A 14,955-nucleotide genomic window follows, 5' to 3' on the forward strand; every position below is an offset into this window, starting at 1 on the left:
ATGGGGCGGCGGAGATGGCGGAATATTTTTTTCGAGTTCATGTCTGCCTTCAAAAAATTGCACTCCATCATGCCAGCAAGCCCCGCGCCTTGGCTGACAAGCTCGTCAGGAACCGCGGATCGCAAACGCCTTTTTACGGCTACGCATCTCGAAATAAAGCGATAATGCTGCTTTCCCAAGCCAGCGACGACGTCCAGCCGATGCAAGACCCCGATCAAGACTCTCCCGAAGTGCAGCCGACCCGTCCATGGATCGTGCTCACCACCACCTACGATGTGGAAGCGTGGATCGATAGTTACAACCGGGATCTGCAGCAGGCGGTGAAGAAGGACAACACCAAGGGTTACGGCATCTGCTTCTGTATGGAACTGGGCGGCGAGGTGTACCTGCACACGACCTCCGAAGGCGACATCCTGCTGGACGTGACGGAAGAGGCGGAATGGGTGGCGCCGGTCATCAGCGCTGCAACCGGCGTGGCGGCGCCATCATCGACAGTGTGGGCCCTGCCCGGCGATACGCTGACGCAACTGGTGCTGGGGCTGAGCGGATTGATCGCTGCCACGCGCATCGTCGTCAGCCATGCCTACAAGACCCCGAAAAACTGGCCGCAGCGCTATTGAACGGTGCGGCCTCAGCCCGGCAACGACAGCGACGTCATTGCGACTTCGGCTTGGTGTTGATGGCGCGGCGAGCGTCGGCGTCGCGTTCGGATTTCTTTTCGAATTCGGTGCGTTCGCAGGCGCACAGGATAAAGGCGATGCAGGCCGCCAGCGAAATGGCAATGAAACGCTTCATGGTATTCCCCGATAGTGATGGGCCGATGCCGGAGCCGTAGTTGCAGTTGCAGTCGTAGCCGCAGCCTGGAATCGCGCCCTTATTTCCCTGGAACAAGAGTCTAACCCAGCCCCTCCCAAAAACAAAGGATAACGCTCCGCATTGCGGCATGGACATCGCGCGTGGGGCATGCAACAGCTCAGGCGCCGCGTGCGTTCGCCAGGTCGTATTTCTTGATCTTGTCGTACAGCGTCTTGCGCGGAATGCCGAGCTGCTCGGCCGCCAGCGCGACGTTGCCGTCAGCCCCGGTCAGCGCATCCTCGATCAGCGTGCGTTCATAGGCGTCGAGTCGCTGCGGCAGGCTGACTGCGGCCGCCGATGCCGCCGCAGCCGCATCGGCAGCGCTGCTGTCGGCCACTCCGAGCACCCAGCGATCGGCGAAGTTGCGCAGTTCGCGCACGTTGCCGGGCCAGTCGCGTTGCTGCCACTGCGCCATGAGCGCCGCGGTCCAGGCCGGCGCCGCGCGGCCGTAACGGATTGCTGCGGCGTGGATGAAATGCGCCAGCAGTAGCGGAATGTCGTCGCGCCGCTCACGCAGGCGCGGCAAGTCGATGCTGACCACGCCGATGCGGTAATACAAGTCTTCGCGGAACAAGCCCTGCGCGCTCAATTGCAGCAGGTCGGCCTTGCTGGCCGCGATCACGCGGCAATCGATGACGATCGACTCGTTGCCGCCAAGGCGCTCCAGCCTGCGCTCTTGCAGCACGCGCAGCAGCTTGACCTGCAAGGCCATCGGCATGCTTTCGATTTCGTCGAGGAACAGCGTGCCGCCGTTGGCGTATTCCAGTTTGCCGATGCGGCGTTTCTGCGCGCCGGTGAAGGCGCCCGCTTCGTGACCGAAGATTTCACTTTCGAATACGCTCTCCGGCAATGCGCCGCAGTTGATCGCCACGAACGGCCCCTTGCGTTCGCTGGCGGCGTGCAACTGGCGCGCCACGACCTCTTTGCCGGCGCCGGTCTGGCCGTTGATGAGGATGTCGACCGAAGTCGGGCCGACGCTGCGGATCAGCGTGCGCACCCGCTCCATCGCCGCCGACTGGCCCACCAGCGCGGGCGTGGCGGGATCGGCCAGCCAGGCTTCGCGCAGGCGGCGGTTGTCGAGCACCAGGTTGCGCTTCTCCTGCGCGCGCCGCGCCGTCTCCAGCAAGCGGTCGGCGGCAAAAGGCTTTTCGATGAAATCATAGGCACCGGCGCGCATCGCTTCCACCGCCATGGCGACGTCGCCATGCCCGGTCACCACGATCACAGGCAGATCGGCGTCGGCGGCCACCGCGTGCGCCAGCACTTCCAGCCCGGAACGTCCCGGCAGCCGCACATCGGTTACGACAATGCCGGCGAACCCGGCGTGCAGCAGCGGCAAGGCTTGTTCGGCGTCGGCGCAGGCCTGCACGCTGAATCCGCCCAGCTCCAGAGTTTGCGTCGTCGCCTTGCGCACGCTTTGTTCGTCTTCAATCAGGATGGCGAGTGCGTTGGGTGCGTTGGGTGCGTGGGGTACGTTCAATGATGTCTCCATGAATCAGGAATATCAGGAATCACGGGGCCGGCACCGGCAGGCGCACGGTGAATTCGGCGCCGCCTTCGGGCAGATTATGCGCCGACAGGCGACCGTTCATCGCCTGCACGATCGACGATGAAATCGCCAGTCCCAGTCCGAGTCCTTTGCCGCTCGGCTTGGTGGTGAAGAACGGTTCGAACAGGTGCGGTGCGACTTCGTCGGGAATGCCGGGGCCACTGTCGCGAATGCGGATGACGGCTTCGCCGGCTTCGTGCTCGACGATCACCGTGACGCGCTTGTCGACAACGTATTCGACGGTTTCCACCGCATCGATGGCATTGCGCAGCAGGTTGATCAGCACCTGCTCTGTACGCACCACGTCGCCCATTACTTGTACCGGACTGCGTACGTCGATCTCGATGGCGACCGCCTGCTGGCGAAACTCGTTGCGCAGCAGCAGCACCGCCGCCTCGACCGTCTGCGCCACGTCGACCACGGCGATGGCGTCGCCGCTCTTGCGTGCGAAGCCCTTCAATTGCGCAATGATCTTGCCCATGTGGGCGCTGGCGCCGCTGATGTGTTCGAGGTTTTCTTCCACCTGCGGCAACTGGCCGCGGCGCATGAATTGCACGGCATTGTCGGCGAAGGCGCGGATCGCCGCCAGCGGCTGGTTCAGCTCGTGCGTGACGCCTGCGGCCATCTGTCCCAGCATGGCCAGCTTGCCGGCCTGCACCAGCTCGTTCTGCGTCGAGCGCAACAGGCTTTCGGTCTGCTGCAGGGTGACGTATTTTCCTTCCAGCGCCTGGTTTGCCACGCGCAGCTCCTGGGTGCGCACCGCGATGGTGGCGTCCAGCTCCTGCGCTGCACGGCGCAAGGCATCGCGCGATTCCAGCCGCTCCTGCAGGCGCCGCCTGCGCTGGTAAATCGCCCACAATGAAATTGCCGCGATCGCCATGATCAGCGCCACCCACATGGACCACAGCATGGCGATGCGGGTGATGCGCGCCTCGGATGGAAACAACATCAGCTGCCAGCCCTGCTTGTCGATGGCGCGCGCGACGTGATCGCCGAAGCCGCGCCGCAACGCCTTGGGCATCGCGGCCACCGGCGTGATCGGCTGGTCCGCATATTGATGCGTGCCGGCCAGTTCCTGCTGCAGCTTGCCGTCGAGCGGACGCAGGCTGTGGTATTTCCATTCCGGACGATTGCTCAGGAACACCACACCGCTGTGATCGGCCAGCGTGATCGGATCTTCATTGCTGCGCCAGGTATGTTCAAACTCGGACAGGTCGACCTTGACCGTCATCACGCCGATCGGCTTGCCTTCGCCGCGCGGCGCCCCGGCCGGATAGATCGGCTGGGCCATGAAATAACCTGGTTCGCTGGAGATATTGCCGATGCCGTAGAAACGTCCGGAGCCGCCGGCCAGTGCCTCGGCAAAATAAGGCCGGAAGCCGAAGTCGCGACCGACAAAACTGGCTTCCTCGTTCCAGTTGCTGGCCGCCAGCGTCATGCCGCGCGCATCCATCATGTAGATCGCCAACACCTTCGACTGCTTCTGGATCGCCTGCAGGCTCAGGTTCAGGCGTTGTACTGCGGCCGCATCGTCGGGATGATGCAGCACCTGATCGACGTCGGCCAGCGCACCGAGCGCGTACGGCATGATCTCGAACTTGTCGAGGATGGATTGCAGGTCGAGCGCGACGATCTGCAATTGACGCTCGCCGGCGGCATGGAGGTCGCTGCGCGCTTTTTCCGCCGCAACGAAATACGACGCAAAAAAAACCGCCCCCGCGCACAGCGCGACGACGGCGATCAATATCGGAAATTTGCGGGAAGTCATGGCTGAGGGGGTGCGCTGAACATACATGCCGCCATGATACCCGCTGGCGCGTGCTGCCCTGCTCTCTCTCCCTTTGCTTCCCGCAAATCCATCAGTCCTCGTCCTTGAGGTAACCGACCTTGCTCGGATCGCGCATGCGGAAAGTGATCAGCAAAGCGATCGCACACATGATCGATACGTACCAATAGAAGTTGGATTCCATGCCGGCCGCCTTGAACGACAGCGCGACGAACTCGGCCGAGCCGCCGAAGAGGGCATTGCCGACCGCGTACGACAGACCGACGCACAGCGCACGCACTTCCGGCGGGAACATCTCGGCCTTGATCAGGCCGCTGATCGAGGTGTAGAAGCTGACGATGCACAAGGCCAGGATCGCCAGGCCGAAGGCGGCGTACGGATCGGTGACATCCTTGAGCATGTGCAGGATGGGCACGGTGCACAGCGTGCCGAGCACGCCGAACAGCAGCATCATGTTGCGGCGACCGATCTTGTCGGACAGTGCGCCGAACACCGGCTGCAGGATCATGTAGACGAACAGCGCGCCGGTCATCACTGCGCTGGCGGTCTTGGCGTCCATGCCGGCGGTGTTGACCAGGTACTTCTGCATGTAAGTGGTGAAGGTGTAGAACATCAGCGAGCCGCCGGCGGTGAAGCCGACCACGGTGAAGAAGGCGCGCTTGTGCTTCCACAGACCGGCGAAGGTGCCGGCTTCCTTCTTCGTGCGGGTCTCGGCGGTAGCGGTCTCAGTCAACGACTTGCGCAGGTACAGCGCAATCAGCGCGCCAAATGCGCCCAGCACGAACGGCACGCGCCAGCCCCAGGCGCGCAGCTCTTCATTGCTCAGCGTCTGCTGCATGGCGACCAGCACCAATACCGCCAGCAACTGGCCGCCGATCAGCGTGACGTACTGGAACGAGGCGAAGAAGCCGCGGTTATTTTTTGGCGCGATTTCGCTCATGTAAGTCGCGCTGGTGCCGTATTCGCCACCCACCGACAGGCCCTGGAACAGGCGCGCCACCAGCAGCAGGAACGGCGCCGCCGTACCGATCACGGCATAGGTCGGCAAGAAGGCGATCATCAGCGAGCCGCCGCACATCATCAGCACGGAGATCATCATCGAGGTCTTGCGGCCGTGCTTGTCGGCGATGCGGCCAAATAGCCAACCGCCGATCGGACGCATCAGGAAACCGGCCGCGAACACGCCGGCGGTATTCAGCAATTGCGTGGTGGTGTCGCCCTTGGGAAAGAAGGCCGGTGCGAAATAGATTGCACAGAATGAATAGACATAGAAGTCGAACCACTCGACCAGGTTGCCCGACGAAGCGCCGAGGATCGCAAGGATGCGCTGTTTGGTGGTGGATGGTCCCGCAGCGACGGATGAGGTCGCTGAAGCTGACGTGGTGGAAACTGTTTGAGTCATTGCTATCTCCAGGTTTGTAAGCGGCCGGACTTGCGCCACGAAAAATCATGGACGGAACGGCTGTTTGGTATCGGGTGTCAGGCGCGTGCCTGCAATCGCTGCCGCGAACACATTGCGCGCGGTGCGACAGGAGCGAGAAAGGACGTGGATTTGCCGGACTACGGCGAAGGAAGCTGCGTCACATCTGTCTCCTGCTTTATTGTTTTGAGAGAGCCATATGCAGGCATCGTGCCAATCAGATGCAGTCGATCAACCTACTGATTTCAAAGGATTTTTTAAAATTCATTACAACCAGGAAAGTTCTTTCCTTGCGGACATCCGGAATCCCGCACAGCCACTTTGCGGATATCCAGCCAAAGGGGGCGCCAATAAAAAAGCCCGGACCGTTACCGGGCCGGGCTACTTGTCGGAGCGTCGCAGAGGAATCAGCGCAGGCGCGGTTCCGACGGCGTGATGTCGATGGTGCGGCGCGCTGCCGGCAAGGCCGGCGTGCCGCTCAACGTGAACACGCTGACCAGCTGCGCCAGGCTGTCGGCCTGGCTCTGCATCGAAGCGGCAGCGGCGGCGGCTTCTTCCACCAGTGCGGCGTTCTGCTGGGTGACCTGGTCCATCTGGGTGATGGCATGGTTGATCTGCTCGATGCCGGTGGTCTGCTCTTCGCTGGCGGAGCTGATCTCGGCGACGATGTCGGTGACGCGCCTGACGCTGTTGACCACTTCCGCCATCGTCGCGCCGGCCTGCTCGACCAGCTTGCTGCCGTTGCCGACCTTTTCCACCGAGTCGTTGATCAGCACCTTGATCTCCTTGGCGGCTGCCGCGGAGCGTTGCGCCAGGCTGCGCACTTCGGAGGCGACCACGGCGAAGCCGCGACCCTGCTCGCCCGCACGCGCTGCTTCCACCGCGGCATTCAAGGCCAGGATATTGGTCTGGAAGGCGATGCCGTCGATGACGCTGATGATGTCGACGATCTTGCGCGAGGAGTCGTTGATCGCGCCCATGGTGTCGACCACCTGGCCGACCACGCCGCCGCCCTGGGTGGCGATTTCAGATGCCGACACCGCCAGCTGATTGGCCTGGCGTGCGTTGTCGGCATTTTGCTTGACGGTGGAGATCAGCTCTTCCATCGAGGACGCGGTTTCTTCCAGCGCGCTGGCCTGCTGCTCGGTGCGGGAGGACAGATCGAGGTTGCCGGCGGCGATTTCGCTCGAGGCCGTGGCGATGGTGTCGGTGCCGGTGCGCACGTTGCTGACGATGCCGCGCAGGCTGATGTTCATGTCTTGCAGCGCTTGCAGCAACTGGCCGGTTTCATCCTTGCTGCCGACCTGGACGTCGCTGGTCAGGTCGCCCTCGGCGACACGGCGCGAGATCGTCACGGCCGAATTGATCGGACGCGTGATGCCGACCGTCAGGTACCAGGCGCACAGCACGCCCAGTACGAGGATCAGGCCTTCCAGCGCGAGCAGCAAAATGCGGCTGTCTTCGGCGATGATGTCGATGTGTTTGGCGGTCTCGTCGATGTCCTTGCGCTGCAGTTCAACCAGTTGACGCATGGTGTCCTGGTAGGCGTTGGATGCAGGTACGAAGTCTTTTTCCAGCACGCGTTCGGCTTCTTCAATGTTGCCGGCGGCCTTGGCCTTGTTGATGGCGTCACGCGAGCTCAGGTACAACTTGCGCTGTTCGCCGATCTTCTGGAACAGCTTCTTTTCTTCGTCACTTTCCAGCAACGCTTCCACCTTCTTCTGGTACTCGCCGGAACCCTTCGACGAAGCCGCCGCCTCCGCCGCGAAATAAGGGCCGAGCGCCGGGTCGCTGCTCTTGGCTATGGCGATGGTGCGGCGGATGCCGCTGGCGAGATTGGCGTACCAGTCGCCGATCAGGCGCTCCTTCAGCAGCGGCTGACTCATCATCTCGCGCGTGGCCGACGACACCGTCTGCAAGCGCCAGATGCCGATGGCCGTAATCACGATGGAGAAGGCCAGAATGACGGCGAAGCCCAAAGCCAGGCGCTTGCCGATTCGCATGTTTCCGATAATGTTCATTACTTTTTCCATCCCGTTTTACCGTCGCTGCTGCGCGACGTGTTTTTCAAATTCTCGAGGCGACCCGATCCGCCCGACACCGCCGGGCAGGTCGCCATTACAAATCAAAACAAGAGGTTTGATTCGCCGCAACATGCGATGAAAAGCCCCGCAGATCGTGGCTTTGAGGCCCATGTTGCACAACAGGCATCGAAAAAACGGGAATGGCATTGATGCTTAGACAAGATCGGCATCGGAAGTGTTATCGGAACGACCACGATCTTGCCGGATGGACAAGTCGAATGAGCAGATGTTACCGATTGAGGCCGCCGGCGATCAGTTTGCCGACTTCCGCCAGGACCGCATTGCGCTGCTCTTCCGAGGCCTTCGTTTCGGTGAGATAAATCGACGCCAGCAACGGCGCCCGCTGCGGCGGCCAAATGATGGCGACGGTGTTGGTGGTGCCGTAGTCGCCCGAACCGGTCTTGTCGCCGACTTTCCAGCCCTGTTGCATGCCGGCGCGCACACGACGGTCGCCGGTTTTGTTGGCCAGCATCCAGGCCGTGATCTGGCGTCGCGACGCTGCCGACAAGGCATCGCCGAGCAGGATTTTTTGCAGGTTGCCGGTCATCGCCGCCGGCGTCGTGGTGTCACGCGGATCGCCGGGGATGGAGGTGTTGAGCTCGGTCTCGAAACGGTCGAGGCGCGTCGTATCATCGCCCAGTGAGCGCACGAATTTATTGAACGGCTCGAGGCCGCCGAGGCTGCGCAGGATCAGATTGGCGGCGGTATTGTCGCTCAGCGTGATGGCGGCTTCGCACAATTGCGCCAAGGACAGGCCGTCGCCGCCGACGTGCTTGCCGGTGGTCGGCGAATAATTCACAAGCACGTCTTCGCCGTAGACGATGCGACGGTCGAGCTGCTCGGCGCCGGTGTCGACGCGCCTGAGCACGGCCGAGGCGGCCAGGAACTTGAAGGTGCTGCACATCGGGAAGCGTTCATCGGCGCGATAACCCCAGCGACGACCGCTGCCGCTATCGAGGATTTCCACGCCGAGACGGCCGGCGACGCCGGCTTCCAGCTTGGCCAGACGCGACACGACGGAAGCGGAGTCCTTAGATTTTTTTGCCTCGGCGGTTCCGGTTGCCCAGGCGCCGCCGGCACAGCCGGCCACTACCGCGCCTGTCATGGCGAGAAAATGTCTTCTGTCGGTCATCATTTTTCCTTGCAAAATTGGGGTCGAAGCGAAATGATAGGCAGCAAGCACGGTCATCGCAACTCATGATAATTTGCCCCAGACCACAGAAAAACTGATACCAGGATGACTTCGGACGACTCATGCATCTTCCCCTCAATGCCCTGCGCGCCTTCGAAGTGGCGGCGCGCCATCTCAGCTTCACCTCTGCCGCCGACGAGCTGAACGTGACCCAGACCGCCGTCAGCATGCAGGTCAAGAATCTGGAGGAGCGCCTCGGCGTGACGCTGTTTCGTCGCCTGCCGCGCGGCCTGGCGCTGACCGACGAAGGCCTGGCGCTGCTGCCGGTGCTGGCCGAATCCTTCGAACGCATCGCCACCGTGCTCGGCCAGTTCGAGAACGGCCGCATGCGCGAAGTGCTGACGCTGGGCGTGGTCGGCACGTTTGCGGTCGGCTGGCTGATGCCGCGGCTGCGCGAATTCCAGCAGACCTATCCGTTCGTCGACCTGCGCCTGCTGACCAACAACAACCGCGTCGACCTGGCCGGTGAAGGACTGGACTACGCGATCCGTTTCGGCGACGGCGCCTGGCACGGCACCGACGCCGAGCGCCTGTTCGCCGCGCCGCTGTCGCCGATGTGCGCGCCGGCGCTGGCGGCACGGTTACGCCGGCCGCAGGACCTGGCCGGCGAAACGCTGTTGCGCTCCTACCGCACCGACGAGTGGAACCACTGGTTCGCCGCCGCCGGTGCGCCCTGCCCGCCGATCCGCGGCTTCGTGTTCGACTCTTCGCTGACCATGGCCGAAGCGGTGGCGCAACAAGCCGGCGTGGCGCTGCTGCCGGTCAACATGTTCGGGCGCGAGCTGCGCCAGGGGCGGCTGGCATGCCCGTTCGAGATTTCCATCAGCGACGGCGCGTACTGGCTGACGCGCCTGAAATCGCGGCAGGAAACCCCGGCGATGCAGGTCTTCCGCGGTTGGCTGCTGGCCCATGCCGCCGCTGCGGCGGCGTAGGAAAAAGACCACATCCCTTATCAGGAAATGCCTGATAGTTGCAAAAGAGAACACACCGTAAAATAAATGATATAAACTATTTACATCCGCATCGCATCAGGCTTCACGAGGCTCATGTAATCGTTTACAAATGCGGATTGCAGGTCACATCCTGAGCAGATCAGGCGACTTGCAACGTGTCTCAACCCAACAAGGAAACGGGGGACATCATGAAAAATTACTTCGCTGCGCTGTATCGGAAACTGGTCGATTACCTCAACGACTCCAGCGCCCTCACGACCGGATCGCACCGCGGCGAGCCGCATTGCTGCGGCATGTACTCGGGCCTGTCCGACATGGAACAGGGTCACGAAAAGAACTGACGATTCCCTTGCCTGGGCGGGCCGCATGCCGCGACCTGCCCAAGCGGCATTTTCTGCGCAACGCCCCTCTTTTCCGGTTTTCTCCGCTCGCTCACCTCCCCGCTCCAGCCTTGCCCGGCACGCCCTTCGGCGCTTGCCCTTATAATTTCAGCAGATCAACATCCCGTCACGCCTTCCCCGGCGCGCATCGCCTGCAATGTCCGACAACACCATCGCCCGCAACAAGTCCATGACCCGTTTCGACCAGCACGACAGCGTGTGGCTGTTCGGCTATGGATCGCTGATCTTCAAGGCGGACTTCCCTTTCATCGAGCGCCGTCCGGCGCACATCGTCGGCTGGAGCCGGCGCTTCTGGCAAGGCTCGCACGACCACCGCGGCACCGTGCAAGCGCCCGGCCGGGTGGTGACGCTGATCCGGGATGAAGGCGCGACCTGCGCCGGCATGGCCTACCTGATTACGCCGGAAGTGTTCGGCCATCTCGACTACCGGGAAAAGAACGGCTACCTGCGCCTGGCTACCGACATCCTGTTTGAAGACGGCAGCTGCACCGAGGGATTGATCTACATCGCCACGGAAGAGAACGCCGCCTTCCTCGGTCCGGCGTCGGAACGCGACATCGCGCGCCAGATCGCCGGCGCGGAAGGCCCGAGCGGACGCAACGCCGATTACCTGCTGGGGCTGGCCGTGGCCTTGCGCGAACTGGGCAAGGACGATCCGCACGTGTTCGAGATCGAGCGTCACCTGCAGTTGCTGGATGAGATGAATGCGGAGAACGACAAGGGGAAGGATGCGGCGGACATGCCGCATCCCTGAGTGAAACTTACTGGCGCGCCGCCAGCAGCAGCGCGCCGGCGCTAATGAAGAAGCCGCCGGTGGCCTTGTTCAGGCGCGCCACGCCGCGCGAGGTGCGGATGTAGCGGCGGATCTGCTTGCCGCAGGCCGAATACACCGCGCTGGACACGAATTCTGCGCACAGGTAAATCGAGCCGAGCACCAGGAACTGATGCGCCGCCGGCCGCGCCGGATCGATGAATTGCGGGAAGATTGCGGCGAACAACATGATCGCCTTGGGGTTCGTGATGCCGAGCAGGAACTCCTGCATGACCAGCGCGAACGCGCCTTTCTGCGCCGGCGCCGACGATGCTGCGCCGGGCCCGACGCCGTCGGCCAGTTCCAGTCCGTGGAATTCACGGCTGCGCCAGGCGCGCCAGCCGAGATAGAACAGATACAGCGCGCCGACCCACTTCACCGCCGTGAAGGCGGCTTCCGAAGCCAGCAGCATGGCGCCCAGCCCCACCGCCGACACCGTCAGGAAAATCGCAAACGCCGTCACGCGCCCGAACGTGGCCAGCAACGCCACGCCGACGCCGCGGCGAATGCCGTTGTTGAGCGCGCAAAAATTATTCGGACCTGGCACCAGCGCCAGCATGATGGCGACGGGGATGAAGAACAAGGCGTCCATGTTGCTTCCGTTTCCTGAACGTTGGAGAGCGATGATTTTATCAGCCGCAGGATTTCCGTGTCGCCACAGCGCGCCCTGTGGCGGCGATGCCCCCCTCCCCTCCCGGCAGATGGCCGCGGTCCGTAGTGTAAAATTCCGGTCCGCCTCCGATTCGCCGGAGCGGTCCAGGGATGCCATGACTATCACGATCAATAACGAACTCCTCCAATACATCGACCCGCTTACCGCCAACGAATACGCCGCCCTTGAACGCAGCCTGCTGGCCGAAGGTTGCCGCGATGCGCTGGTGCTGTGGGGCGACGTGCTGGTCGACGGCCACAACCGTTACGAAATCTGCCGCAAGTACGACATCGAATTCAAGACCGTGCAAAACACCGGCTTCACGTCGATCGACGACGTCATGCTGTGGATGATCGACAACCAGCTCGGCCGCCGCAGCGTGACCGACTTCCAGCGCGGCGTGCTGGCGCTGCGCAAGCGCGACATCATCTCCGCCCGCGTGCGCGCCGAGATGGATGCGTCCATCGCCGCCAAGGCTGAGGGTACTGCGCCGGTAGAAAGCGCCGATACGCCGGCCGAAGAAGCAACGATCCCGAGCGCCTCCATCAAGACCCGCGAAGACATCGCGCGCGTCGCCGGCATCAGCTCCAACACCATCGGCCAGATCGAAAAGATCCGCAAGACCGCCGCGCCCGAACTGGTCGAGGCGGTGCGCACCGGCACCATCTCGATCAACGCCGCTGCTGCAGTGGCGTCGCTGCCGAGCCAAGAACAGATCACGGCGGTGGCCGGCGGCAAGAAGGAATTGCGTCAGGCCGCCAAGATGGTGCGCGAGAAGCAAGCCGCCAATCGCACGCCGCGCGTGACTCCCGAAGCAGCAGAAGCAGCCGCTGCGGCTGCCGGCGGCGACGTCCCGCCGTGGTCCGAATCCGGCGACGATGCGGCTGCGTTGCGCGCTGAAATCTCTACCCTCAACGCGCGCATCGCCGCGCTGACGGCGGAGAACCGGACCCTGCAGGCGGAGATCGACGCGCTGCGCGGCGTGACCGCCTGACCCCGCGATAGTCGATAGCAGATAGCCGACCTTGCCGGTCTACACGCTCAACGCCGCGGTCGAGATCGAACTGGAGATCCGCAAGAGCCGCTTCATCGGCATCGTGATGCCGGTGGACAATCGCGACGCCGCCTTGCGTCAACTGGAACAACTACGCGCGCAACATCGCGCCGCCACCCACGTGTGCTGGGCGCTGATGGCCGGCGGCCAATCGGGCATGTCGGATGACGGCGAACCGTCTGGCACGGCCGGACGGCCGATGCTGGAGGTGTTGCGCCATCATGAACTCGACGGCGTGCTGGCGGCGGTGGTGCGTTATTACGGCGGCATCAAGCTCGGCGCCGGCGGCCTGGTGCGCGCCTACACCGAGGCCGTCGCCACTGCGCTGAAACAGGCGCAACGCATCGAACGCATCGCCTGGGCCGAAGTGGAAATCGCCATCGCCTATGCCGACGAATCGCAGCTGCGCTATTGGCTGCAACAGAAACATTACGCTCTGCTCGGCAGCCGCCACGACACGCTGGCGCGCCTGCATGTACGCCTGCCGGCGACGGAACTGCCTCAGCTTGCGGGCGGCTTGCCGCGGCTTTCCTCAAACGCCGCGATCACGCAGATCATGTAGTCCATGCGGCGCCGGTTGGCGTCGCTGTGCGGACGTCCCCACAAGGCATCGAACTCGGCCACAACGAGGTGGTATTCAATCTCGCTGACGGGATCCATGGCGTATGCTCCCCTTCGCAGCTCCCCTTCGCAGCTCACGTCGCACGCACCACACGGCCCGCCAGCACGATCGCCAGCGCCGGCGCCACCGCGAAGCAGGCCAACAAAGCATAAGCCGCGTGACGCGCGCCGTCGACGCCGCCCGGCGCGGTCAGACCGGCGGCATTCACCGTAAGTCCGGCCAGCGCGGCGCCGATCGCCATCGCGTAGAGCTGCACCGTGGTGATGCCGGCCGATGCCAGGTTTTCTTCGCCGCGGCGCGCCGACCGCAATACGCGCGTCAACAGATGCGGCCAGCCCAATCCAATGCCCAAGCCTGCACCGCCGAGCGCCAGCGCCAGCCACAAACCCTCAGCCGCGACATCGACGTCGCCCGGCAACAGCACCACCAGCGCCAGCAGCGACAAGGTCATCGCCACCGGTCCGAAGCGCACCATCCGATCGGCGTCCTTGCCGCCGCGGCCCGAGCTCAGCAGCGAGGCCAGACTCCAGCCGCCGGCCATGGCGGCCGTCATGTAACCGGCCTGCAGCGGCGCGTAGCCATGCAGCATCTGAAGGAAATACGGCACGAAGATTTCGGTCATGCTGCCGATCATGAGCAGGCAGACGCAGGCGAACACCTTGCCCATCGTGGCGCTCAGGCGATAGGCTCCGGTCGGCAACAAAGCGACGCCGCCGGGACGCTGATCGAGCCAGGCGACCAGCACGCCCGCCGCCAGGCCGGCCGCGACGCCGAGCAACTTGCCGGCGGTGTCTTCGACCTGCCCGGCGAACGCCACCAGCAGCACCGACAGCGCCAGCAAGCCGATCTTGAATAGCGGAATGCGCACCGGAGCTGAAGCTGCAGCATTTCCCTGCGCCGGCTTGCCGCCCAGCTGGCCGGCCACAATCATGGCCTGCAGCAACGCCACCGGCAGCAGGCACCAGAACGCCAGCCGCCAGGCGCCGCCGGCGGCGAACAGTCCGCCGGCGGCCGGCCCCAGCAAGGTCGCCACGCCCCACATGCCGGACTCCAGCGCCACCGCGCGCGACCACAGGCGCTGCTCGAACAGCACTGGAATCAGCGCATAGCCGAGCGCCGCCAGCAAGCCGCCGCCGAGACCCTGCACGCTGCGCCCGGCCAGCATCCAGGGCATCGACAATGCCGTCGCGCATAGAATCGAGCCGAGCGTGAATACCGCCAGCCCCAGCAAATAGGCGCGGCGCGGGCCGAGCTTGTCGAGCAGCTTGCTGGTCAGCGCCGAACCGACGATGGAAGCGACCACGAACAGCGTGATGTTCCACGCGTAATACGCCAGGCCGCCAATGTCGCGCACCACCGACGGCAGGATGGTGGTGACGATGTGGACGTTGATGGCGTGCAGCGCAACGCCGCCGGTCAGGGCGACCGAGCGCCACAGATTGCGGCCGGTCAGCAATTCGCTCCAGGAGGTGGAAACAGCGGTTTCTGTATGCATGACTAACCTCGACATCGGGATGGATAACGCCTAATATGCAAGCGTTTGTTTGGATATTATCTGGACGCATACTAAACCCGC

The 14,955-nt window shown here is 63.5% G+C and carries 14 protein-coding genes; 6 read left to right on the plus strand and 8 right to left on the minus strand.

Annotated features, from left to right (window positions below; translation table 11 throughout):
* The first annotated feature begins 164 nt into the window (after positions 1 to 164).
* Positions 165 to 620 carry a hypothetical protein gene (locus tag DXT88_RS18210; RefSeq protein WP_016833344.1) on the plus strand — a complete coding sequence of 152 codons (456 nt, stop codon included), beginning with the start codon at positions 165 to 167 and terminating at the stop codon, positions 618 to 620.
* A 34-nt stretch (positions 621 to 654) separates the two neighbouring features.
* Here DXT88_RS18210 and DXT88_RS18215 read toward each other — a convergent pair whose 3' ends face one another.
* From DXT88_RS18215 to bla, 6 genes are all read right to left on the minus strand, one after another.
* Entirely contained in the window at positions 655 to 795 is a 141-nt protein-coding gene (locus tag DXT88_RS18215; RefSeq protein WP_016833343.1) for a hypothetical protein, read from the minus strand.
* Between the two features lie 178 nt (positions 796 to 973).
* Positions 974 to 2,347 carry a sigma-54-dependent transcriptional regulator gene (locus DXT88_RS18220; protein WP_321161121.1) on the minus strand — a complete coding sequence of 458 codons (1,374 nt, stop codon included), beginning with the start codon at positions 2,345 to 2,347 and terminating at the stop codon, positions 974 to 976.
* Positions 2,348 to 2,366: 19 nt separating this feature from the next.
* Entirely contained in the window at positions 2,367 to 4,172 is a 1,806-nt protein-coding gene (locus DXT88_RS18225) for a sensor histidine kinase (RefSeq protein WP_265215486.1), read from the minus strand.
* Between the two features lie 91 nt (positions 4,173 to 4,263).
* Positions 4,264 to 5,592, minus strand: coding sequence for an MFS family transporter (locus DXT88_RS18230; protein ID WP_016833339.1), 1,329 nt, complete (start codon positions 5,590 to 5,592; stop codon positions 4,264 to 4,266).
* A 425-nt stretch (positions 5,593 to 6,017) separates the two neighbouring features.
* Positions 6,018 to 7,631 (minus strand): methyl-accepting chemotaxis protein, encoded by a 1,614-nt coding sequence (locus DXT88_RS18235; protein ID WP_016833338.1) that lies wholly within the window; start codon positions 7,629 to 7,631, stop codon positions 6,018 to 6,020.
* A gap of 292 nt (positions 7,632 to 7,923) precedes the next feature.
* A complete protein-coding gene (gene bla / locus DXT88_RS18240; protein WP_407649365.1) occupies positions 7,924 to 8,829 on the minus strand; it encodes a class A beta-lactamase in 906 nt (301 codons plus the stop codon).
* A 119-nt stretch (positions 8,830 to 8,948) separates the two neighbouring features.
* Here bla and DXT88_RS18245 point away from each other — a divergent pair, with 119 nt between their 5' ends.
* From DXT88_RS18245 to DXT88_RS18255, 3 genes are all read left to right on the plus strand, one after another.
* Complete coding sequence (locus DXT88_RS18245) at positions 8,949 to 9,818, plus strand: LysR family transcriptional regulator (RefSeq protein WP_265215488.1); 870 nt, start codon at positions 8,949 to 8,951, stop codon at positions 9,816 to 9,818.
* 209 nt (positions 9,819 to 10,027) lie between these two features.
* Positions 10,028 to 10,180, plus strand: a complete 153-nt coding sequence (locus DXT88_RS18250) for a hypothetical protein (protein ID WP_167321460.1) — start codon at positions 10,028 to 10,030, stop codon at positions 10,178 to 10,180.
* 196 nt (positions 10,181 to 10,376) lie between these two features.
* Positions 10,377 to 10,994, plus strand: a complete 618-nt coding sequence (locus DXT88_RS18255) for a gamma-glutamylcyclotransferase (RefSeq protein WP_265215489.1) — start codon at positions 10,377 to 10,379, stop codon at positions 10,992 to 10,994.
* Positions 10,995 to 11,001: 7 nt separating this feature from the next.
* On the opposite strand, the gene DXT88_RS18260 is transcribed toward DXT88_RS18255, so the two are convergent.
* Entirely contained in the window at positions 11,002 to 11,643 is a 642-nt protein-coding gene (locus DXT88_RS18260; RefSeq protein ID WP_265215490.1) for a LysE family translocator, read from the minus strand.
* Between the two features lie 175 nt (positions 11,644 to 11,818).
* Here DXT88_RS18260 and DXT88_RS18265 point away from each other — a divergent pair, with 175 nt between their 5' ends.
* Both DXT88_RS18265 and DXT88_RS18270 read left to right on the plus strand, forming a co-directional pair.
* A complete protein-coding gene (locus tag DXT88_RS18265) occupies positions 11,819 to 12,697 on the plus strand; it encodes a ParB N-terminal domain-containing protein (RefSeq protein WP_265215491.1) in 879 nt (292 codons plus the stop codon).
* Between the two features lie 31 nt (positions 12,698 to 12,728).
* On the plus strand, positions 12,729 to 13,319 hold the full coding sequence (locus DXT88_RS18270) for an IMPACT family protein (protein ID WP_265215492.1): 591 nt from the start codon (positions 12,729 to 12,731) through the stop codon (positions 13,317 to 13,319).
* A gap of 133 nt (positions 13,320 to 13,452) precedes the next feature.
* On the opposite strand, the gene DXT88_RS18275 is transcribed toward DXT88_RS18270, so the two are convergent.
* Entirely contained in the window at positions 13,453 to 14,874 is a 1,422-nt protein-coding gene (locus DXT88_RS18275) for an MFS transporter (RefSeq protein ID WP_265215493.1), read from the minus strand.
* Positions 14,875 to 14,955 lie beyond the last annotated feature (81 nt).

This window comes from Herbaspirillum lusitanum (assembly GCF_026127345.1).
GTDB classification, from domain to species: domain Bacteria; phylum Pseudomonadota; class Gammaproteobacteria; order Burkholderiales; family Burkholderiaceae_D; genus Herbaspirillum; species Herbaspirillum lusitanum.

Bases quoted from the DNA above. Each gene is read 5' to 3' on its own strand.
- DXT88_RS18225 (WP_265215486.1), bottom strand. From the start codon at position 4,172: ATGACTTCCCGCAAATTTCCGATATTGATCGCCGTCGTCGCGCTGTGC.
- DXT88_RS18215 (WP_016833343.1), bottom strand. From the start codon at position 795: ATGAAGCGTTTCATTGCCATTTCGCTGGCGGCCTGCATCGCCTTTATC.
- DXT88_RS18260 (WP_265215490.1), bottom strand. From the start codon at position 11,643: ATGGACGCCTTGTTCTTCATCCCCGTCGCCATCATGCTGGCGCTGGTG.
- DXT88_RS18250 (WP_167321460.1), top strand. From the start codon at position 10,028: ATGAAAAATTACTTCGCTGCGCTGTATCGGAAACTGGTCGATTACCTC.
- DXT88_RS18210 (WP_016833344.1), top strand. From the start codon at position 165: ATGCTGCTTTCCCAAGCCAGCGACGACGTCCAGCCGATGCAAGACCCC.
- DXT88_RS18275 (WP_265215493.1), bottom strand. From the start codon at position 14,874: ATGCATACAGAAACCGCTGTTTCCACCTCCTGGAGCGAATTGCTGACC.
- DXT88_RS18235 (WP_016833338.1), bottom strand. From the start codon at position 7,631: ATGAACATTATCGGAAACATGCGAATCGGCAAGCGCCTGGCTTTGGGC.
- bla (WP_407649365.1), bottom strand. From the start codon at position 8,829: ATGATGACCGACAGAAGACATTTTCTCGCCATGACAGGCGCGGTAGTG.
- DXT88_RS18220 (WP_321161121.1), bottom strand. From the start codon at position 2,347: ATGGAGACATCATTGAACGTACCCCACGCACCCAACGCACCCAACGCA.
- DXT88_RS18230 (WP_016833339.1), bottom strand. From the start codon at position 5,592: ATGACTCAAACAGTTTCCACCACGTCAGCTTCAGCGACCTCATCCGTC.
- DXT88_RS18245 (WP_265215488.1), top strand. From the start codon at position 8,949: ATGCATCTTCCCCTCAATGCCCTGCGCGCCTTCGAAGTGGCGGCGCGC.
- DXT88_RS18265 (WP_265215491.1), top strand. From the start codon at position 11,819: ATGACTATCACGATCAATAACGAACTCCTCCAATACATCGACCCGCTT.
- DXT88_RS18255 (WP_265215489.1), top strand. From the start codon at position 10,377: ATGTCCGACAACACCATCGCCCGCAACAAGTCCATGACCCGTTTCGAC.